This window comes from Shewanella sp. MMG014 (assembly GCF_018100775.1).
Taxonomy (GTDB): Bacteria; Pseudomonadota; Gammaproteobacteria; order Enterobacterales; family Shewanellaceae; genus Shewanella; species Shewanella japonica.
In genome coordinates, this window is sequence record NZ_JAGJDZ010000010.1 from 148,077 (window position 1) to 168,459 (window position 20,383).

Below are 20,383 nucleotides of genomic sequence, written 5' to 3' on the forward strand. Positions count from 1 at the left end.
ATTATCCTTAACTAAAATGGAGCAAAAAATTCGCTTCTAGCAACCTGGTCAAGTATCCGAAATTATCCTTTTCGTAACAAAGCAAGAAGAAAAAAAAGCCAAAAGTTCTCCCATGTTTATAGAAGAAACATAGACTTAAAAACACCAAGCAGATCAGTTTTTTTGCCAATTTACCCCAAAACCAACACGATATCCTGAGGCGATGGCCTATCGCCCATGCTATGATAATTGCCATAGTAAACTTCAGGAAAAATGTGTGATGGATTTTAAGCCAGTCAAACAACTTAAAGCGTCAAATGAAATAAGTAATCAGCTTAAAGATGCCATATTTCAAGGAAAATATATCGCTGGTGACAAGTTACCCTCTGAACGAGAGCTTGTAGAATCTTTTCAAGTCAGTCGCACCGTTGTTCGTGAAGCTATCAGAGGATTAGAAGCAAGCGGGCTTGTTGAAATCAAACAAGGCGCTATGGGCGGCGCATTTGTTAAAAGCATCACCTTCGAGCGTTTAATCAATGTGTGCCAAGAACTTTTTCTGATGGATCAAATGTCTTTTTCAGAAGTGTGTAATGCCAGACAAATGATTGAGCCAATGGTGGCGGGTTTAGCGGCCAAAAATTGTACCCCTGAAATGGCTGAAAAACTGCTTGAAGCCTGTGCTAATGAAACCCAAATACTTAGTTATGAAGAAACAGTCAAATTACGCCAAAATGTGCACTACCTGCTAGCTGACATGTCCAACAACCGCTTCTTAGCGGCTATTGTGAAATCCTTACTCAAAGTGATCAGTAATACCGCACAAGAGTTCGAACCAGACCATGATGAAATGCACCCTGCTGGTTTACATGATCCTATTGTTAAAGCTGTCATCGCAAATGATGAAGAATTAGCAAAAGCAGAAATGCATAAACATTTATTAGATTTCACCTTTAGACTTGATCAAGTTGAAACTAATTTCAGAAATAAATAATTTCAGTTAGCAGTCACTTCAACAAACCTTACACATCACCTAACACTGCAGTGATGGTAAGGTTGCCGAGCAAATCCCTTCTTCAACAACAGTGAGGGCTCTCACAACCTAAATAGGCTAAGGATATAGAGTAATTTAAGTAAGATTATTCCGTGTTCACCTTCTGCTCATGTTACCTTTAGTATATTGATTATAATCACCCCTGCTCGAACATTGTGGTAACGGTAAAGACCTAAGTGATTGACTTCATTAATGTCACTATCATCAATAAGAGAATGTAATATGAAATTATTATTGGTCGAGGACTCAGAAGCCTTACGTCGACCTGTGATCAAAGCGCTTAAAGCATCGGGTTTTGCCGTTGATGCCACAGGTGATGGCCAAGAAGGTTTATGGATGGCGCTTGAGCACGATTATGATGTCATTATTCTCGATATTATGCTGCCAAGTTTAGATGGCCGAGACGTATTAAAGCAGTTACGCGAAGCCAATAATGAATCTCCGGTTTTATTCCTTACCGCTAAAGACGCCATTGAAGATCGTGTTGCAGGTTTGCGCTTGGGCGCCGATGATTACTTAGTCAAATCCTTTGCCATTGAAGAGCTCATCGCACGTGTCGAGGCCCTAGCAAGGCGTAAATACCAAAACCGCTCGCCAAAACTTGTTGTCGCAGATTTGGAATTGGACCGCTCAGCGAAAACCGTCATGCGAGCACAACAATCGATATCATTACCATCGCAGTTATTTGCTTTATTGGAATATTTGATGCTGAACACCAATAAGGTTATTTCTCGAACTCAAATAGAACAACATATCTATGACGAACAAGTCTCACCTAGCAGCAATGTGGTCGATACCGCTGTCTGCGCCTTACGAAAAGCAATTAGTGTATCAAGCAACAGCGCCCCGCTTATCCACACTCGTCGAGGAATGGGCTACATGATCAGTGCAGAAAAACCATGACCAGCATTCGCGCCAAGTTACTATTTTGGCTAGTTCCCTGCTTTGTGAGCATCGCCATATTAGCGATATCTGCTCTGTACCTTTCTGAGCAGCGTCGATTGAATGCCAGCCTCACTAATGAGTTGAATGAATTTGCTCGCATCATAAAACTCACGCTTAAAAGACCGCCTAACCGGTTCACCCCACCTGCGGCGTTAAACCAAGATTTTAGCGCTAATATCATGTCAAAACTCGACCATGAAAATAGCAATTACTATCTACAATCTTGGGACAAACAAGGTCAAACACTGCGTAAGTCCAGCAGTCTTGGTGATAATCACCTGCCTGCCCTCAGCAGTTTACAACAAACCGATAGCTCAAATGATGTCGAATATAATAGTCAGTTAAGTAACGGCGATGCTATTCATGTGTATTCATTTACCGTTCAAGGTGGCCTAAGAAAACCATCAGCAAACATATCAGTGGCCATAAATCGAGAAGAGATAAATCAACAGTTGTCCACATATGCACTGCAATTGATTGCTGGCGGGTTATTTTTTTGCACCTTATTATCAGTCATGTTGGTGTTTGCTATTCGTAAAGCATTAACGCCAATACAGAACTTGTCTGAACAGGTTGCAAAAGTCGAAGCTGGCTCGTTGCATAACCGATTAATTGCAACCAATGTCCCTTCTGAGATCAGCCCATTAGTCGACAGGCTCAATCAACTGCTCGCAAGGTTAGAACAAAGCTTTGCCAGAGAGCGTCAATTTAATAATGACTTAGCCCACGAGCTACGCACCCCATTGGCCGCAATGCGAACCACCAGCGAGGTTGCTTTGAAATGGCCAGAGCAGTCCTCATCTGAAGATTTTCAGTATATTGCTGAATCATCGGCTCAATTACAGCAAACCATTGATAGCTTGCTGTCGTTAGCACGAATCGAAAACTCAAGCGCTGAAACATTACTGGAACAAGTCAATATAACCACGCTCATTGAAGAGTGTTTATCATTGCAGACCAACCAAATACAGCAGCGAAATATCACCATCAGCCAATTAGTCACTCAAGATCAATACATAGTGAGTGATCCTCGCTTACTGCGCGTTATTTTTTCAAATTTAATCAGCAATGCCATCGCCTATGCCCCGGTAAATAGTGACGTCATCATTGACAGTGTATGCCAACAATCAGTCATTCGAGTCAGCAACCATGCACCTCATCTCAATCAAGATGACTTAACAACCATGTTTGATCGCCTCTGGCGAAAGGACAAAGCAAGAACGGATAACCAGCATGTCGGATTAGGCCTATCTATTGCCCATAGTGCTGCCCAAGCGCTATCGCTTGAGTTGAACGCCAGACTCAGTGAACAGCAGTTACACATGTCACTTAACTACAGTAAATAACACTCGCTCATCTTCTGCTCATCTTTGGTTAATTATGCTAGCCCTGTATGAACAACTCATAAGGGAAGCACAGTGAAAATTAAACTAAAAACAAACCACACGCTGCGTATACTTTGCTCAATGTTACTCAGTCTCATGTTATTGGGTTGCGGCGGCGATAGCACGGATAGCCATCAAGACGAAACAGACATTGGCGAAACCCCCATCGATTCTGGCGGAGATTCTGGCGGCGATGATGATAGTGATGATAATGGTGATGATGGAGACGACGGCGACTCAGGCACCGGTGAAGATGATGACGGTAGCGGCGAAGACGGTGAAACACCACCAGTGAGTTTCAATCTCGGTACGGCAGCCCTTAACGATACCGGCATTACCTTTGGCGCAGACTACAACCGAAATGGTATTGACTGCAGTACGACACTCACAGCAAGTGATAACACAACGCTCGCTCAAGATTGTAATCAAGGCAGAAGTGCTAGTACGAGTCAAAGCGGTTTTGATTTTACCCGTATCAATGCAGATGGCACTGAATATAACGGCAGTGGTGACTATCAAACCGCGCCTTGGGCATGTGTTAGGGATAATCGCACAGGCTTAATGTGGGAGGTCAAAACTCAGGATGGCGGCATTCACGATGCCAACAAAACCTACCGCTGGGGAGGATTAACTGCGCTCGAAAGAGAGCACCCCGAACGCAATGGGGATTACTATGATGATTGGAACAGCTTAATCATTGGCACCAATGAAGCTAACCTTTGTGGCTACAGTGACTGGCGAGTACCGAGTAATCATCAGTTAATGTCAATTGCCCATTTCGGTTCCACCTTTACCAATAGCAATGGCAATCTTGCGTCTAAAATTGACGGACAATATTTTCCCAATACGGTTAGCGAGTTTTACTGGAGCTCGGTGCCTTATTACGGCGAACATCAAGCGTTTTATGCATGGGCGTTTCAATTCGTATTCGGTAATAACAAAAATATTCAGCGTTACCAGCCAGCAGCATTGCGCTTAGTGCGAGTGATTGACCCTATCTCCACCACCAATAGTGCGCAGCAAACCCCAGATGAACGTTACACCGTACATGATGACGGTACCGTTACCGATTTAGCCACTGGCCTAATGTGGGCACAATGTGTTGCTGGCCTTAATGGGCTTAACTGCGATAATGGCTCAGCAGAAGCGATGGACTGGGGCCTAGCACTTGAATATGCACAAAATACTCAACTGGCAGGCTACAGCGATTGGCGTTTACCTAATAATAAAGAGCTATTTTCACTGATAGATTTTAGCACTGTCTCCCCTGCCATTAACCTCACCATTTTCCCTTCAACCACCAATGATTACACCTGGAGCTCGTCGCCGATGATCGAGTTCTCACAAGACTCATGGTTTATCAATTTCAAAACAGGGTTAAATTGGTTTAAAGGGCGAAGTGATAACATGTTAGTCAGAGTAGTGCGGGCTGGTACGTCAGACTCGCAACTGGCAGCTATTGATATTCAAGATGGCGAGGCGATAACCTTTGATGACGGTTTAGGTACTGTCGAAGGTGATGTTGCGCCAGTAGATGTGCATGCTCAAGTGCTTATTAATGAGCAAGGATTAACGGGTGATCCTACAACAGGTCGAAATTTACCTGATATTAATGATGCTAAAGCCCAGTTAGGTAAAGCGCTGTTTTATTCAAAACGATTAAGCGGTGAATACGATACCGCCTGCGCCTCTTGTCATCATCCAGCGCTCGGTGGTGGTGACAATTTATCATGGCCTGTGGGATATGATGCCGTTGATGTATTTCATGACTTTGCGCCTAACTTACTCGGTTCAGGTCGATACTTTAACGGCAGTGATAGTGATGAACTTGCGGGTTACCCTGTGATAGGTCGCAATGCGCCAACCGTGTTTAATCTAGGTCTGTTAGATCGAGGGCTGTTTTGGGATGGCCGTATCGAAAGCATCAGCGGTACACCGAATGCCCGTGGTACTGATGCTGGCATCATCACCCCTGACTCCGCTAACTTCAGCAGCGCAGATAGTAACATCCCGTTAGGTGCATCATTGGCCAATGCACAATCTCGTTTCCCCACTATTACTCATAACGAAATGCGTGGCGACGAGCCCTTAGGTGACAGTCATCAAGCATATCGCTCAATGTTAGCAGCTCGCTTTGAAGGTCATGCAGAATGGGAAGCACTATTCCTAGCCGCCTATGGCAATAACACGGTGACATTTGATCGTATTGCTGAAGCTCTGGCCGCCTTTGAAGAGTCAATGGTCTTTGCGAACAACCCATGGAAAGAGTATGTCGCAGCGCTGCGTGGTGAAGCCAATAACAACATCGATAGTCTCAGCTTTAATCAAAAAGTCGGTGCGGTATTGTTCATGACAGCAGGTGACGAAGGTGGCGCCGCTTGTAGCCAATGTCATACTGGAGATGCGTTTACTGACGGTAAATTCCACGCCATCGGTCTAGGCCAAGTCGGCCCGGGTAATGGTGACAGCAATCAGTTTGTCATCGACAGCGATTTTGGACGCCAAAATATTACAGGCGATATAGGCGATGCTTATCATTTTCGCACCTCGCCATTACTGAACATTGCGGTCACTGGGCCGTATATGCATAACGGTGCTTTATCTACGCTATCGCAGGTAATGGATGTTTATGGTAACCCTGGTGGCGCCATGAATGACCTGTTAGGCATTAGCTCAATACTCAATGCCGACTCACAATTTAATGAGCTCAATAATGCCGATTATTGCCAGCTAACCTCTGTAGTCGATTTAATGAACAAGTATGGTGAAAGCTGTGAGCAGGTTTACTACAATATGAACCCATACGCATTTGAAAATACACGCTTCTTGTTCCGTCAAAGCTTTGATGAATCAACATCTCATTCGCCAGCACCAGAAATCGATATCAATATTGAGCAATCCGATAAAGTCGTTGAATTTATGGAGGCACTAACCGATCCCTGTGTGACCGATAGAGCCTGTTTACAACCATGGATTATCGATAGCAGTAATTGGCAGCAACACCCTGATTATGCTGACAACCCTAGTTTGATATTAATAGGGGAAGATAAAAACGCTACTCTGCATTAACCCGCATAAAGTGCAATGAATCAACACATCAAACCTTCAGACATTAAAAGTCTGAAGGTTTTTTTACTTAAAGACCCTGTTAACCGAAAAACAAAAATAGATTAGCGTATTGCTTGGCACAAATAAGTCGTTATCAACCACAAACCTCGTTGTATCGGTCCCTATAAAACCTGCTTATGCGCTCAAGATGATTCAATAATGTTCAATAAACAGTAAATTTACAACATAAATGATATGTTGTAACATAACTGTTATATTTTGGACTCCAAGAACCTAAAGTGAATAATTTAGGTGAATTTAAACACAAAAATGTAGAGACAGTTAATGCAAAAAGAAATGGTTGTAGCCTCCTCCCTGAGTGTGCGTTTTTCAGAGCAAAATGTCCTTGACGATGTGAACTTTAAAATAGGTGAAGGCGAAGTATTTGCCCTGCTTGGCGGCAATGGTGCTGGTAAATCCACTGCTCTTAAAACCTTTTTGGGAACAATTTCCCCAGCCAGCGGATCTGCAACGGTAATGGGAATGTCTGTTGAAAAAGACATAGATAGCATTCGCAGTAAAGTCGCCTATCTACCTGAATCAGTTATGTTATACGGTCACCTAACCGGTTTTGAAAATATTAAGTATTTTCTGTCTCTAGCTGATATATCTCGCGCCGAATCAGAAATCGAACAAGCTCTCACACGAGTGGCACTGCAAAAGAATGCGTGGCATCGAAATATGGCGCATTATTCAAAGGGCATGCGTCAAAAGACAGCCATTGCCTTGGCGCTATTGCGCGAGGCGCCAGTATTATTCCTTGATGAACCTACCTCAGGTTTAGATCCCAATGCCATCGACGAGTTCAACCAACTGATTGCCACTCTCGCCAATGAAGGCGCTACCGTATTTATGGTGACTCATGATGTTTATGGTGCTTGCCAAATTGCCCACCGCATTGGCTTATTAGATAACGGAAAAATTGTTGGCATGTTTGAGCGTGGTGACAACGCCCACATCGATACAGAAGAAGTTCATTCAGCCTTTTCAGCGAGATACAGAAGATAATGGCCATTAATCAAATTACACGTGATGAATGGCGTTTTTGGCACAGAACTAAGCTTGCAGCAACCATTATCATCATCGGTACCTTACTGACTATTGTATCTGCAATAGTTAACACCAATGAAATGCAACACGCCACGCACGAGCGTGAGCATTTACAACACACCTCTGAATCTCGATTTTTAGAACAACCTGATAGACACCCGCACCGTATGGTGCATTACGGTCATTATGTATTTCGTACCCCTTCTACACTGAGCATCATTGAGCCAGGTGTTGATGCATTTACTGGGACATCTATTTTCCTTGAGGGACATCGTCAAAACAGCGCCATGTTTTCTGATCAACGTCAGGCATCGGGCATGACCCGCTTTAGCAGCTTAACCCCAAGCTTTTTGCTGCAAGTGCTGGTGCCACTGTTCATCATCATGATTGGTTATGCCAGCATCACCCGCGAAAAAGAAGCCGGTACTCTCGATATCATGATTACCCAAGGCATCAACTTATGGCACTTGCTCATAGGTAAATATATTGCCTTAGTCAGCAGTGGACTATTGATGTTACTGCCGCTGATTATTGCCGCTATTTGGGCGACAGTGAACGGTGAGTCAATCATGATCACCAGTGCTTTCGTTGCCGGTTACGTGCTTTATATCTTAGTTTGGAGTGGCATTGTTTTAGCCGTTTCGGCGCTAAGTTCTAAAAACAGTGCCAGCTTCGCCACGTTAGCCTGTCTGTGGATAGTGCTGTGTATTTTAATTCCTCGCATTGGCAGCTCAAGCGCTGCGGCCATAGCCCCTTCACCAGGGAAATTGGAAGCAGACTTTGCTGTTTTAGAAGAATTAAGAAAACTCGGTAACGGCCATGATGCTGCAGATCCTGCATTTGAGCAGCTAAAGAAGAACTTACTGGAAAAATATGACGTCGATAACATCGAAGATCTACCGATTAATTTTCGCGGTGCGGTATCGCAATACTCAGAGAAAAAACTCACTGACTTGTTGAATGAGTTTGCAGAAAAACGCATGGATGAAGAGCTTTCACAAGCCCAAATCGCAAGACAATTTGGTTGGTTAACGCCCACCACAGCAATCCGTTCTTTTTCTATGATGATATCGGGCACCAGCCTAGAAACTCATCATCGTTTTCTTCGTGAAGCCGAAAAATTACGTTTCGACTTTGTTCAGTCACTTAACCAAGTTCATCAAGATGCGTTGAGTTATGAAGACGATATGAATCGTTATACCGATGATGACATCGCTCGAGTCGATGCTGATAACTGGCAAGTTTTATCTTCATTTTCATTCGAACCTGACGCAGCGACAACCAGACTAGAACGCAGTACAGCTTATGTTCTGCAATTATTGTTTTGGGCGATAGGTGTAGGGCTTTGCTTGAGAATCGCAGTAAGGAGGATACGTTAATGAATGTATTTTCAAACCTAAAAAGAGAAGCGCACTTTGTTGCAAAACAGCGTTATGTTATTGCATTTTTGAGCATTGTGTTTTTGCTAGCTGTTTTTTCCGTATGGTCAGGGATCAGTGAAACACAATCACAATTAACTACGATTGAGCGACTGCAGCAAAAAGATCAAATAGACCGTGAAGATGTCCTGTCAAAACAGTCTGATTACGGCAGTGCAGCCTATTACACCTTTCAACTGACCTACTCAGCCCCTTCAGAGATTGCCTTTGCTGCATTAGGGCAGCGAGATATTTACCCGTGGAAGCATCGCGTACGTATGTTGGCTTTGGAAGGACAAATCTATGAAACCGATGTAGACAATCCAGAGCTGTCTTTTTTAGGCAAGTTTGATTTTGCTTTTCTGGTGAGTGTGTTGTTACCGCTATTTGTGATTTTATTACTGCACGATCTGCGCTCATCTGAACGTGAAGCAGGTCGTTACGACTTACTGATCACGACAGCAAGAAAACAGCAAAATCTGTGGTTATCACGTGCCTTTGTTCTGTGTAGTGCGTTGGCTATCGCCGTCTTGTTACCCTTTATTGTCGGTGTATTGTTCTTTAAGGCGCCACTGACATCCGCACTGCTCATGATACTGGTCGTACTCGCCCATCTGGTATTTTGGATGTTATTAACCCTAGCCTTTACTGCCAGTAAAACAGCCTCAAAACAAAGCTCTGCCCAAACCGCTTCAGTGTTACTTGCAGCTTGGCTAACCGTTACCGTGTTAGTGCCTGTTGTCAGTGATATGGCCATTGATGAGATGGTGCATAGTCCTAATGGTGGCGAAATCGTATTAACCCAGCGCGAAGCTGTCAATGATGCTTGGGATCTACCGATGTCCGATACTTGGGATGCCTTTTTAGTGAATCATCCTAAATGGAAAGATAGCACTCAAATGGATTCATTATTTGAGTGGAAATGGTACTACGCATTCCAACAAGTGGGTGATGAGAAAGCCAGTGAGTTATCTAACGCTTACCTTAATGCCACATTAGAAAAAGATGCACTCGCGGGTCGTTTTGCGCTTCTGTCACCGCCGATGCTGGCACAAAGATTAATGTCATCAATCGCAGGCACAGACACACAAGCGTCAATGAGGTACGAGCAAAGTGTACGCCAATACCATCAAAGGTTACGTCACTTTTATTACCCACTGTTGTTTAGCGACGATGAGTTTAGCCTAGACACGATGTCAGGCTTACCGAAATTTACCCCCCCTGAAAATATATAAAGCCACTAAATCTAGCCACTCATTTTAGTGGCTAGATCGAGTTGCTAACTCAAGTGAATAACAAGGAAAATAGTTAACATGAAACGCCACACCTTCAAACAGCAGATCACACCTTTGAGTCTGTGTATCAGTATCGCTTTATCAACGCCAATGCTTGCTCACGCAGCTGATACAACGGCGACCGTTAAAGAGGATGTTGAAGTCATTGAAGTGACAGGTCTTCGTAATGCGTACCGCGGTAACGTTCAAGAAAAAGATCTCCCTCAATCTATCTCCACTATATCCTTTGAAACATTGGAATTAACTGGCATTACAGGTCTTCAAGATTCATTGGCATTAGTGAGTGGCGTAACCAGACAAAACGACTTTGGCGGACTGTGGGACATGTTCGCCATTCGTGGTTTTGCTGGAGATGAAAACCTGCCTTCGGCCTATCTGATTAACGGCTTTAGTGCTGGTCGCGGCTTTAGCGGCAATCGCGATATGTCTAACGTGGAAGTGATGGAAGTGCTTAAAGGACCAAGCTCTGCATTGTATGGTCGTGGTGAGCCTGGCGGTACCGTCAATATCATCACGAAAAAACCTCAGTTTGACCAACAAGGTTATATCAAACTGACTGCAGGTAGCTTTAACACTTATCGTGCTGAAGCTGACTTCACGACAGGATTAACTGACGACTTAGCATTTAGAGTTAACGGTGCTTATGAAGATGCTGAAAGCTATCGTGACACCGTTGAAAGTAACAAAACGGTTTTAACACCCTCATTTTTATACCAATTAAGTGATGATACGATTCTCAGCTACGAGCTTGAATACTTAGATCAACAAACCCCAATGGATCGAGGTGTTGTGGTTGTTGAAGGTAAAGATTTCTCAGCATCAAATTTTTACGGTGAACCAGCAGACGGGCCTGTAGAAATTAATGCTATGGGACACCAGCTGCAACTACAACATGATTTAGCGGGTGATTGGGCCATTAATGCGGGTCTCAGCTACCGCACATCATCATTTGAAGGCAGCGCAACAGAACCACGTTGGTACGATGCCGATGGCAACTACATTGTCCGTCAGCGCCGCTATCGTGATTTTGATGCCGAAGATTTATCGGCTCGTTTCGAGTTCAGTGGTTCAGCTGATTTATTCGGCTTACAGCATAACTTGTTAATTGGTGCTGATGCTTACGAATATGAGCTAGAGCGTCTTATTTTACGCTATCGCCATAACACGGCGCCAGCTGGTAGCCCTGAAAGCGCCCCTGAGTATTACGCCATCGACTACGATAACCCTGTGTATCGCGACGCCTTGCCAGACATGATAGACAACACGTCTGATTTAGAAGAACAAAGTGGTCAAGGGATTTACTTCCAAGACCAAATTGATTTGTCTAAAGACTGGAAAGTCATGTTTGGTATGCGCTACGACAACTTCAGCCAAGACATCACTTATCGATTAGACAATAACCGTAAAACCAGCACCTCAAAGTCTTACTTTAATCCTCGTGTGGGCTTAGTTTACGAGCTATCTGATGAAGCACGTCTTTACACCAGCTACTCAGAAGGCGCACGTCCAAACTCAGGCACCGATGCCGATGGTAATGGCCACGAACCTGAAGAAAGTAAGTCTTACGAAATCGGCATGAAATGGGACTATGCAGAACTCGGTTTCAGCGGTACTGCGGCCTTATTCTCAACCGAGAAAGCCAACATTCTAGCCAGTAGTCCTAATGGTGATGGCACCACTGAAGCCATTGGTAAAGCGGAAAGTGAAGGCTTTGAGCTTGATCTTTCTTATGAGATGACCGATAGCACGTTAGTGTCGATGTCGTACGCCTATATCGATGCGCAAAATGCCAAAGAAATAACCCTATGGGATTGGTATGTCATTGAAGAAGGTGCTCGTTTAGGCAATGTCCCTGAACACAGTGGCAGCCTTATGCTACGTCAGTTTGTTGAATTTGGTGGGTTTGAAGGCAGTGGCGGATTTGTCGTTCAATATGTTGGCACTCAATTAGGTGACTTTTTAGAGCAAGATTACGACCTGCCTAATTACACCTTGGTGAACCTATATGCCAACGTCACATTGACTGAAAATTTAGAGCTTAACCTCAACATCGATAATCTACTTGATGAAGAGTATTACGCCAACTCATATTCTGAAGCATGGACTATGCCTGGCGAACCTAGATCATTTAAAGCAAGCATGAAGTACTTATTCTAACGTCATCTTGTATAAATGATGGCCGTAAGCCGGTGTGAGTAGCCTAATTACATTGCGCTCTTATTCCGGCTTTTAAAGGCTTAATGGCATTTACATTGTCAGCAAAGCCCATTTATTTGGGTGATTAACACATAGCATTTGAGGTAAATAATGATGACAACAGCAACTGAGACAACCAATAAACCTGTAACATCCATTCATCACCAACCTGAAATGCACAAAAGCCGGTTGGCGGTCTCCTCAGACAACCCGAATGTATTAACTGACATTTACCGTGAAGAAGTGAATATTGCCATTTGGCAGCAAGAGCTTAGTCATGATGTTGTCAGCTGTGCACAGAGGTTAGTGACAGAAATACCTCACCTAAAAGCGGTGATGACTGTAACCCCACAAGAGTCATATCAACACTTAACTGAGCAGTTAAGCCTTTTTGAAAATAATCATGTAATTTGCCATCAAATCAGCTTATTGGTGGATATGTTTTGTACCCTTTTCGAGCTTAAAAGAGTTGGCCTAAGATTAACGGCACTTGATCGCGCTATGTGTCCTAAATTTCATGTAGATAGAGTCCCTTGCCGACTAGTTTGCACCTTTACGGGTAACACCACACAATGGCTTGAAAATAATGTCATAGACCGTTCAAAGCTCGGTATCGGTAGCCAAGGACTTGCTGACGAAGAGTCAGGTCTTTTGCAATCCATCGAAGATATCAACCAACTGTCTATCGGTGATGTTGCGTTATTAAAAGGCGAGGGTTGGTTTGATAATGAAGGCGGCGGATTAGTGCATCGCTCTCCTAGCCCAACTAAAGGTGAAAAAAGGCTTTTGTTAACATTGGACTTCATCAACTAAATATAGCTGAATCAACAAAGTTCAATCTATTATCAGTTGTTACTTTCTTGCTCGCCGCCTTCCTCTCGATACTCAAGCTTCTTCAAGTCGGCATCATACATGGCCGTTAATAGCGGCTCGCCATTACTGTTAACTCGAAACTCACCGTAATCAGCGGCTTCATATACACTGGCGTGACCTTCTTGAAAGAAGAAAGCGTTGGTAGCAAATTTGATTTGCCCTTGCCTCACTCGATACTGTATCCGTAACGGATTTGAACTCAGAGTTTGCTCGCTATCTTCAGCACTGTTTATACCGCTGTTTTTTGCATTACTCTTGCCGTCATCTGGAGCATCTGCAATAGCCTGAAAATGGGCGATATGATTTTCATCGATTTTGACAATGACATAACCATCACTATTGGGGAGTGATTGCCACTGTTCACTTGTTATCTCAATGTTTTGCTCTTCACTGCTAGCGACTGAGTGACTTTGTGTATCTGAAACGCCTTGATTGGATTTCGCAGCTTCAATTGATTGCGCTTGAGCATGCTTTAATGCTGCACGAATATCATCTGCGATTTTAAACCGCAGCGCCATGTAGTCCCCCTGCATAAGTGAGCGAGGATCAACAGGAGCTAACTCAAGATAAACTTTGGTGCCATGAGCAAGATGTTGCTCTTTTTGATAAATTTGCCAATTCACTAACCCTAATATGATGACTAAGGTGCCAAATAACAGGGTTTTGTGTAAGCGTGTCTGATGATGACTCAACAATTGGATTAACTTATTCACTCGCCGACTCCTTGGCAACATTATTGATACTCGCCTCTGCACCGTTAAGCCAACTGGATTTAAGTAAAAACCAGCGCATACCTAGCAGGACTAATCCCATCACGGCGAGGGTTATCGACTTTTCAAAAAGGGTGTAGTGTAAAAAGTAATAGTAAGCAGATATAAAGCTCAGTAGAGCGGTAATCCCTACTCCCATTAATAAGTAATTACTGGCTGAAAAACCTAAAATGAGCAACAAGATACCGACGTTAATTCCTGGTGCTTCAAACGATAGCACCGAAATAATAACGATAACGGCGAATGTCCAGTAACGCAGTTTTTGGGATAATTCAGGATGACGACTCAGTATCGTTTGCGCCACATACAGTGACACGAATGCCAATAGTACATTCCCCATCCAAGGAGCGGTGTAAAACCCTTGACTGACCGAGGCGCCGATATCCTTATACCAATGGTATTGAAATGCCATTAAGCTAGACTGTAAAACTTGTGATAATAACAAGCCATATGCAATGGGACGTTTATGACGTGATAACCCGGCAAACATTGGTTTTTTTGATAGATTGAACTCATTTAATAATAACCAGCACGCAACCATCAGCACCACACTGCCACCAATAAACGGCAGATGAAACAAGGCTAACGTCACCATCAAACAGCACCCTGCAATAAATGCTGAGCAAAAACGATGAATATCATTCGGCATTATTAACAATAAACTAAGCTGTAACACTGTGGCCATTAACCCACTAACGTCATCGTTAGTATGTTGAATAAAGCCATATACCAATAATATTTGCCCGCAAAAACTCAACGCTAATGCAAGATGCTCTAAAAACTCATTTCGAATTTTTAAAAGTAATACATAGGCCACCAGCACCAACACAGCTCCCATGATGTAAGGGCCTGAATCTTCATCGAAGATAAACTCTAACCCCAATGCGACAAACCCTAAAAAGAATGATGCTGCAAACCAGCCCGCTATTGCGAGTAATAACTTCACAAACCAAGGTGATGTAATTTCAGTTTTTTCTGGCGCTTCTCCCATAACCAATTGATGCTGTATGAGTAATTGCCAAAGCCCATGGATTGGCTTATTGGTATTAGAGAGTGACTGCTTCATGATTGCCACTCCTTATTGATATTTCGCAGCCACATTGCCGACCCCGCCGCCATTCCAATCGTGGTAAACGACATCAACAAAAAGCCCAACTCATGAACATCATTTAGTAGGTGCGTCGTTAAAAAGCTGATAATAATGATGTTGGCCGATAACAAGGTGCCAGCTAGCATAAATAAATCCTGCCGAAAGCGTCGATAGGCGATGTACATTAAGCCAACCCATATTGGCCACACAAGAACAGGAACGAGGTTTTCACCACTCAAGTCATAGCGACTTACACCTATATAATTGGCATCTACGATAACCAACAATGTCAGCCAAGTAATACTGTAACCACTGACTGACGCTAATACTCTTGGTGCCCAGCGAACAGCTAACCAAGTATATCGGCGGCTCATAAACTCCCAACACAATAGTGCTATGGCATTGATACTAAAGACGCTCCAGAGCGCATTTAAGTCTTGATGCCCAAAAAGTCCTACCCCGCCAAACTCAAGAAAATATAGTAGTACTGCTAAATTGAGTAAGCCTACCCATACCATCCACAATGCACTTAAGCGACCTATGATGACCCAAGGAATAATCAGCAATGCCCAATTAAAAAATAACTGCCACGGATCGGCACCTGTTTGATATGTCTGCCCAAATAACGCCAATAATACCCCGAAGAAAATCGACGCCATTAACAAAGGGATTTTGGCAACAGTATCGCTGACTTTAAATTGGCTTACGATTGAAGAAGGTGTCTTGGAGGGTTCTGATAAAGCGGAGCCTTCAGTTTGCTGAGTTTTTCGCGCTTTTTTATCTAACCAGTAATAACCAATAACAGATAAAACAATTAGCACTTCAACAAGCATAAACTTGGCAAACTTGCCCATCTCTTGCCAGTTGTAGGCAATAAAAAATAGCACTGAAAACATCAATGCTAACCCACCAAACCAAGCGAGTAATTGATTAAGAAATTGAAACCAACCTTGAGTGCTTGGCGAGACACCACTTAGCTTTAACGCTTGATTGATGTGATGTTCAGCGATTTTATCCTGCTCGATCAACTCAATCATTTGAGAACGATTTGAGGTCATATAGAATCCATTCTTATTTTCAATAGCGGTAAATTTGATTAATCAGACCACACTTCAGGAATGAGGGTCATTCTTCTGATGCTAGGGTTATGATTACAAATATGTTGCGTTGGGTTTTCAAGAAAAGCCTTTACAGCATTTGTCTCGCATCGCCATTGTATACCTTGTCCAAACTGACTTGGTTTGTGATGAATAACAGTGCCTGATTCAAATTGCGAATCTAGCACTAATACAATGCCTTTCTGGCTAGAAATAAACGCATCTCTGACACCAATTTCAGACTTTAATCTATTTAACATTGCACTGGCTTCTTTATTACTTTCTGGAAAACGCTGATGTTGATAATAAAATCTATCAACATCTCTTCTAGCGCTTAACACTTGACGGTTTAGGCTTTGAAATAATGACTTCAGTTCCGCTTGTTCAGAATTCAGCTTGATTGTTTTGGTTTGGGCTGCAATTTGCTTTTGCATGTTTTCAAGAATGTTAGCTTTATGCTTTTCCTGCTCGCTCATTCTTTGTTGAATCTCGACCTCCAGCTCTTTATTCACAAGCTTTGACCTCAAACCATTGGTCATAACTTGCACTGTTACAGCAAAAAGTATCAGTAAGCTAGAGACAATAAGCAATTTGTAAATAGAAAAGCCTTTAGTGAAATCTTTTAAGAAAACAGAAAATGATCGGTGCTCTTGATGTTGCCAAATATCTTTCTGTCTTGCTTGAAGCTGTTGTTGTAGTGAGAGCGGAGGGGTAGGTCCTCTTTTATGTGTCGCGATCACTTCTTTGGCAATACGCTCAATTTCTAGTCTATCGAGCTTAGTAACACCATCTAATACTTCAAGGTAATCAATTCCAAGAGGTGGAATATTTCGCCTTTTAATACCATAGAGCTCAAAGTCTCGAGCCAAGACTTTAGCCTTGATCTCATTAATAATGACATCACTTGAGTTACTCCAACAGTTTCCATACCCACTCATATACTTTCATCCTTGACACACAACTTAATCAACCCAATTAAGCTGAAATGTTGTTACAACACCATTTTGTATTCAATCACATTCAAATCCTTAAATGTGATTGAATACAATAGCATTTATTCTTTATATGCACATTAGTTTAGCGATTTAAGTTTATCAATTAGTTACAGCTCAGCTCGATAAGGAATACCTCGCTGCGCCCCTTGCCTAGTCACCGTAATCGCCGATGCTTGGTTGGCAAAGCTCACCGCTTCAATCATGCTAAGCCCTTCATCTAATGCCACCATTAATGTGCCATTAAACGTGTCACCTGCAGCGACGGTATCAATTGCAGTGACAGGAAAAGCAGCTATTAGTTGATTGTATCGCTCAGAATCAGTTTGCACACTGACATAAGCGCCCTGACTCCCTAGAGTGATAATGACCGTGTCAATGCCATACTGATGCAACTTGTTCGCCGCAAGAGCGGCAGAGTGTGTATCAGTACCCGTAAGCGCTTGTGCTTCAGTTTCATTAGTAGGGTTTATTGATTATCAAAATAATAGCCCCCTTTTAAACAAAAGAGACACCCATTGTTTTGACGTTACCAAGGCCTTATCTAGTCCCTCCTATTGATGAAAAGGACCCCAAAGTATAGAGTGAAGAATAATGGCGACTTTTATTCTAAATCTGCGTCTATAGGAGCCGCACTAAATGCAATATAGCCTTGAACAGCTGCAAACATTTATCACCGCTTATGAGTTAAAGTCGTTCAAGAAAGCGGCAATCAAACTCAACAAACATCGAACGACGGTTGGCCAAGTAATAACGAACTTGGAGATCCATTGGGGGGTGACCCTGTTTGACCGCTCAGCACGTTCTGTACAGATCACCGAAGAAGGAAAACTGCTTTATCATCATGCTAAGCAGGCATTGGAACAGGCAAGAACCCTCGATAAACTGGCAATAAGCCTCGCAAGTACCGGACTTGAAACCCTGACTATTGCCTATGGTAGCTTTGTTCCCCAAAGTATTCTCAATACCATCTATCAAACCATCACGGACGCTTTTCCCAACATGCGTATCAACTTTGTGGTGCGGAGCAAAAGTGAAGTCAAGCAGGGAATTCAAAGCGGACAAATCCATTTTGCTTTGATGAATGTTCATCAAGCTCAGATGATTCATAGTATTGATTCGACGTTTTTAGGGCATATTTCACTTATACCTGTCGCAGGCAATCACCATGAAATACACAGCCTGCCAAACAGCGCACGCTACCCTGCGATGCAGTCGTCTAAACAAATGATCATGCAAGCATTTATTGAAGATGACCTCGCAACGCGAATGATAGTATCGTCGCAACATGATCAGATTGGTGAAATGTCGTTATTGCTCAAACTGGTGAGTGAAGGTCACGGCTGGGCGATATTGCCCAAAGAGGCGCTGCAGCATTCTTGTTACCAAAAAAGTATCCAGAAAATCGAACTCTCTGGCGCGCTTAATGAGATGCTAATTCCCATGGCACTTTGGTGCCCGCATTCCATACAAATTGCTCAAATCAAAACCACATTGATTGAGTCTATAACGCCATATTTTAAGTAGATTGTGAGCCTGACAATACGAAAGCCTCACTGCGTCTCTGATAGTGGTTATTGAAAAGAGAACGATAGTGAGGCTATTCTTTTATTTATCAATAATTAGTCGAGTTCAATCTTGTCATACTCGAACGAGGTCGGAATATCGAAGGTATGGACTTTACCATCCGTGAAATCAATCTCATTCAGATCGACCATCTTCACGCTCGGGCTGTAGAAAGAACGAATGTACAACCTCTTGTTTTGAAGATCGCTCACGGTTGTCCATTGTGCAAACTGTGAATAGTCTTTTCCATCAGAATGGCGATACTGTTTCACGCCCTTTGGCATATCAAAGTTATTCAAGATATTAAACACCGAATGCACACCTTCGTCAGCATCAGCAAAGCGATCAGCGGTCTGACTGTAGATAGAAGCGCGAACGAAACGATTCGCAGACGTGATTTCTCCAGGAATGTTTTCTAGGTTTCCAATATCCAGTCCACCAGCCTCAACATCGCGTACATCGTCACCAAGTGGCGCAGCTTTATCGATTGGAAGTGAGGTATAGCGCTTTAGGTTCTCTTGATGCCACTCAAAACGAGGAGCATTGGTGATTGTCCCAAGCGGATTATCGAAGATATGCAGCTCACCATTCACGTATTGAACCACTGCGGCATTCCCCTCTGCATCATTGATAGCCATATGAGCTTGCGGTGAAAAATCCCAGCCCTCGGCACTTGGATAGAGGTTAGAGTCTACAACTTTCACACTCTTAAGTAGTGCCTTTGCTTCCTCTACGTTTGCTGCTTGTGACAACACATACGTTGCAAACTGCCAACCACCAATGGATTCATGTGCTAGGCTCGGATCATACTGTTGATACTCAGCTTGGCTATATGGCTGGAAGAAGAATAAGCCAACTTGAAGGCCTTCTTCATTGACTCCTTCTGTGACTGCTTCCGCTTCAAATGGGATTGCCGCAACAAATCCGTACTTAGCTGCCCATTCTTTGCCATTCGCCCCTTCAGAGGTGTGGCCTTTAAACTGATAGCCTTGTGGGTAGGTTTTCCAGTTAAATTCAATCACATCATTACCAAATTCCATGGTTCTACCAAAGACAGGCGCACCATTATCAGCAACGAGGCGAATACCAGTACAAGCATCTGCAGGGGCTACGGTGGCAAACATCATAGTGGAAAGGGCAATTGAACAAAATAGTGGTTTCAATTTCATCGTTATTTCCTCAAGCGAGTTGTAGAATCCCTATGTTTAATGGCGTGAAGGTGCTAGCGATTAAAACTGACGCACCACTCGTTACTTTTCCATGTAACGCTACGATTTTGATTATTGCCTGATGTGAGCTTTTCTCAAACTACCCATGGTTAGATCAACCCCTACCTTGATTAAGAACCCCCTCTTTCTCCAGCAAAAGAAAAACTAAACAATCTAGCCCGTGAGCACAATAAGCACCCGATAAGGTAGGCCAGATCCATACCATGAAGATTTATTGTGCCTCAGATAACCTTGTATTATGCATAAAATTCAATAGAACATTATTCGTACTATTCAGCATTAAATGGATAAATCCTGTAATAGCGTTCCAGTTTAATTTATCAATCGATTCGCACAACA

Annotated in this window: 15 protein-coding genes and 1 pseudogene; 10 read left to right on the forward strand and 6 right to left on the reverse strand. The window is 43.1% G+C overall.

What is annotated here, in order from left to right; translation table 11 throughout:
• Positions 1-259: 259 nt before the first annotated feature.
• The 9 genes from J8L86_RS16080 to J8L86_RS16120 all read left to right on the forward strand — a co-directional run bounded on the left by J8L86_RS16080 (position 260) and on the right by J8L86_RS16120 (position 13,240).
• The gene (locus J8L86_RS16080) at positions 260-970 is read left to right on the forward strand and encodes a FadR/GntR family transcriptional regulator (RefSeq protein WP_055025566.1); all 711 of its coding nucleotides are present in this window, start codon (positions 260-262) and stop codon (positions 968-970) included.
• Between the two features lie 282 nt (positions 971-1,252).
• Positions 1,253-1,933 (forward strand): response regulator transcription factor, encoded by a 681-nt coding sequence (locus J8L86_RS16085; protein ID WP_055025567.1) that lies wholly within the window; start codon positions 1,253-1,255, stop codon positions 1,931-1,933.
• The gene (locus J8L86_RS16090) at positions 1,930-3,321 is read left to right on the forward strand and encodes a histidine kinase dimerization/phospho-acceptor domain-containing protein (protein ID WP_211031019.1); all 1,392 of its coding nucleotides are present in this window, start codon (positions 1,930-1,932) and stop codon (positions 3,319-3,321) included. Before J8L86_RS16085 ends, J8L86_RS16090 begins: the two co-directional genes overlap by 4 nt.
• Before the next feature lie 72 nt (positions 3,322-3,393).
• Positions 3,394-6,429, forward strand: a complete 3,036-nt coding sequence (locus tag J8L86_RS16095) for a DUF1566 domain-containing protein (protein ID WP_211031020.1) — start codon at positions 3,394-3,396, stop codon at positions 6,427-6,429.
• Positions 6,430-6,765: 336 nt separating this feature from the next.
• Positions 6,766-7,476, forward strand: a complete 711-nt coding sequence (locus tag J8L86_RS16100; RefSeq protein ID WP_231919228.1) for an ABC transporter ATP-binding protein — start codon at positions 6,766-6,768, stop codon at positions 7,474-7,476.
• Positions 7,476-8,897 carry a DUF3526 domain-containing protein gene (locus J8L86_RS16105; RefSeq protein WP_211031021.1) on the forward strand — a complete coding sequence of 474 codons (1,422 nt, stop codon included), beginning with the start codon at positions 7,476-7,478 and terminating at the stop codon, positions 8,895-8,897. The genes J8L86_RS16100 and J8L86_RS16105 overlap by 1 nt, the downstream gene beginning before the upstream one ends.
• The gene (locus tag J8L86_RS16110; RefSeq protein ID WP_211031022.1) at positions 8,897-10,171 is read left to right on the forward strand and encodes a DUF3526 domain-containing protein; all 1,275 of its coding nucleotides are present in this window, start codon (positions 8,897-8,899) and stop codon (positions 10,169-10,171) included. Before J8L86_RS16105 ends, J8L86_RS16110 begins: the two co-directional genes overlap by 1 nt.
• A 78-nt stretch (positions 10,172-10,249) precedes the next feature.
• A complete protein-coding gene (locus tag J8L86_RS16115; RefSeq protein WP_211031023.1) occupies positions 10,250-12,388 on the forward strand; it encodes a TonB-dependent siderophore receptor in 2,139 nt (712 codons plus the stop codon).
• A gap of 150 nt (positions 12,389-12,538) precedes the next feature.
• Positions 12,539-13,240: a DUF1826 domain-containing protein gene (locus J8L86_RS16120; RefSeq protein WP_247663471.1), complete on the forward strand. Its 702-nt coding sequence runs from the start codon at positions 12,539-12,541 to the stop codon at positions 13,238-13,240.
• A 32-nt stretch (positions 13,241-13,272) separates the two neighbouring features.
• On the opposite strand, the gene J8L86_RS16125 is transcribed toward J8L86_RS16120, so the two are convergent.
• The 5 genes and pseudogenes from J8L86_RS16125 to J8L86_RS16145 form a co-directional block, all read right to left on the reverse strand.
• A complete protein-coding gene (locus J8L86_RS16125; RefSeq protein WP_197495570.1) occupies positions 13,273-14,013 on the reverse strand; it encodes a GDYXXLXY domain-containing protein in 741 nt (246 codons plus the stop codon).
• Positions 14,006-15,136, reverse strand: coding sequence for a DUF4401 domain-containing protein (locus J8L86_RS16130; RefSeq protein WP_065110402.1), 1,131 nt, complete (start codon positions 15,134-15,136; stop codon positions 14,006-14,008). The genes J8L86_RS16125 and J8L86_RS16130 overlap by 8 nt, the downstream gene beginning before the upstream one ends.
• Positions 15,133-16,218 (reverse strand): DUF2157 domain-containing protein, encoded by a 1,086-nt coding sequence (locus J8L86_RS16135; protein ID WP_211031024.1) that lies wholly within the window; start codon positions 16,216-16,218, stop codon positions 15,133-15,135. Before J8L86_RS16135 ends, J8L86_RS16130 begins: the two co-directional genes overlap by 4 nt.
• Before the next feature lie 38 nt (positions 16,219-16,256).
• Entirely contained in the window at positions 16,257-17,195 is a 939-nt protein-coding gene (locus J8L86_RS16140) for a hypothetical protein (protein WP_211031025.1), read from the reverse strand.
• A 164-nt stretch (positions 17,196-17,359) separates the two neighbouring features.
• Positions 17,360-17,722 (reverse strand): annotated as a pseudogene (locus tag J8L86_RS16145) (PfkB family carbohydrate kinase); the annotation flags it as partial.
• Positions 17,723-17,888: 166 nt separating this feature from the next.
• Between J8L86_RS16145 and J8L86_RS16150 the strand changes: the two are divergent.
• Positions 17,889-18,776: a LysR family transcriptional regulator gene (locus J8L86_RS16150; protein ID WP_065110406.1), complete on the forward strand. Its 888-nt coding sequence runs from the start codon at positions 17,889-17,891 to the stop codon at positions 18,774-18,776.
• 95 nt (positions 18,777-18,871) lie between these two features.
• Here the strand turns inward: J8L86_RS16150 and J8L86_RS16155 are convergent, their stop codons facing one another.
• Complete coding sequence (locus J8L86_RS16155) at positions 18,872-19,984, reverse strand: linear amide C-N hydrolase (RefSeq protein WP_065110407.1); 1,113 nt, start codon at positions 19,982-19,984, stop codon at positions 18,872-18,874.
• Positions 19,985-20,383: the final 399 nt, after the last annotated feature.

What these genes read in the sequence shown, in the direction of transcription:
- J8L86_RS16100 (WP_231919228.1), top strand. Translation starts at nt 6,766, where the DNA reads ATGGTTGTAGCCTCCTCCCTGAGTGTGCGTTTTTCAGAGCAAAATGTC.
- J8L86_RS16115 (WP_211031023.1), top strand. Translation starts at nt 10,250, where the DNA reads ATGAAACGCCACACCTTCAAACAGCAGATCACACCTTTGAGTCTGTGT.
- J8L86_RS16150 (WP_065110406.1), top strand. Translation starts at nt 17,889, where the DNA reads ATGCAATATAGCCTTGAACAGCTGCAAACATTTATCACCGCTTATGAG.
- J8L86_RS16105 (WP_211031021.1), top strand. Translation starts at nt 7,476, where the DNA reads ATGGCCATTAATCAAATTACACGTGATGAATGGCGTTTTTGGCACAGA.
- J8L86_RS16080 (WP_055025566.1), top strand. Translation starts at nt 260, where the DNA reads ATGGATTTTAAGCCAGTCAAACAACTTAAAGCGTCAAATGAAATAAGT.
- J8L86_RS16140 (WP_211031025.1), bottom strand. Translation starts at nt 17,195, where the DNA reads ATGAGTGGGTATGGAAACTGTTGGAGTAACTCAAGTGATGTCATTATT.
- J8L86_RS16085 (WP_055025567.1), top strand. Translation starts at nt 1,253, where the DNA reads ATGAAATTATTATTGGTCGAGGACTCAGAAGCCTTACGTCGACCTGTG.
- J8L86_RS16110 (WP_211031022.1), top strand. Translation starts at nt 8,897, where the DNA reads ATGAATGTATTTTCAAACCTAAAAAGAGAAGCGCACTTTGTTGCAAAA.
- J8L86_RS16090 (WP_211031019.1), top strand. Translation starts at nt 1,930, where the DNA reads ATGACCAGCATTCGCGCCAAGTTACTATTTTGGCTAGTTCCCTGCTTT.
- J8L86_RS16155 (WP_065110407.1), bottom strand. Translation starts at nt 19,984, where the DNA reads ATGAAATTGAAACCACTATTTTGTTCAATTGCCCTTTCCACTATGATG.
- J8L86_RS16135 (WP_211031024.1), bottom strand. Translation starts at nt 16,218, where the DNA reads ATGACCTCAAATCGTTCTCAAATGATTGAGTTGATCGAGCAGGATAAA.
- J8L86_RS16120 (WP_247663471.1), top strand. Translation starts at nt 12,539, where the DNA reads ATGATGACAACAGCAACTGAGACAACCAATAAACCTGTAACATCCATT.
- J8L86_RS16130 (WP_065110402.1), bottom strand. Translation starts at nt 15,136, where the DNA reads ATGAAGCAGTCACTCTCTAATACCAATAAGCCAATCCATGGGCTTTGG.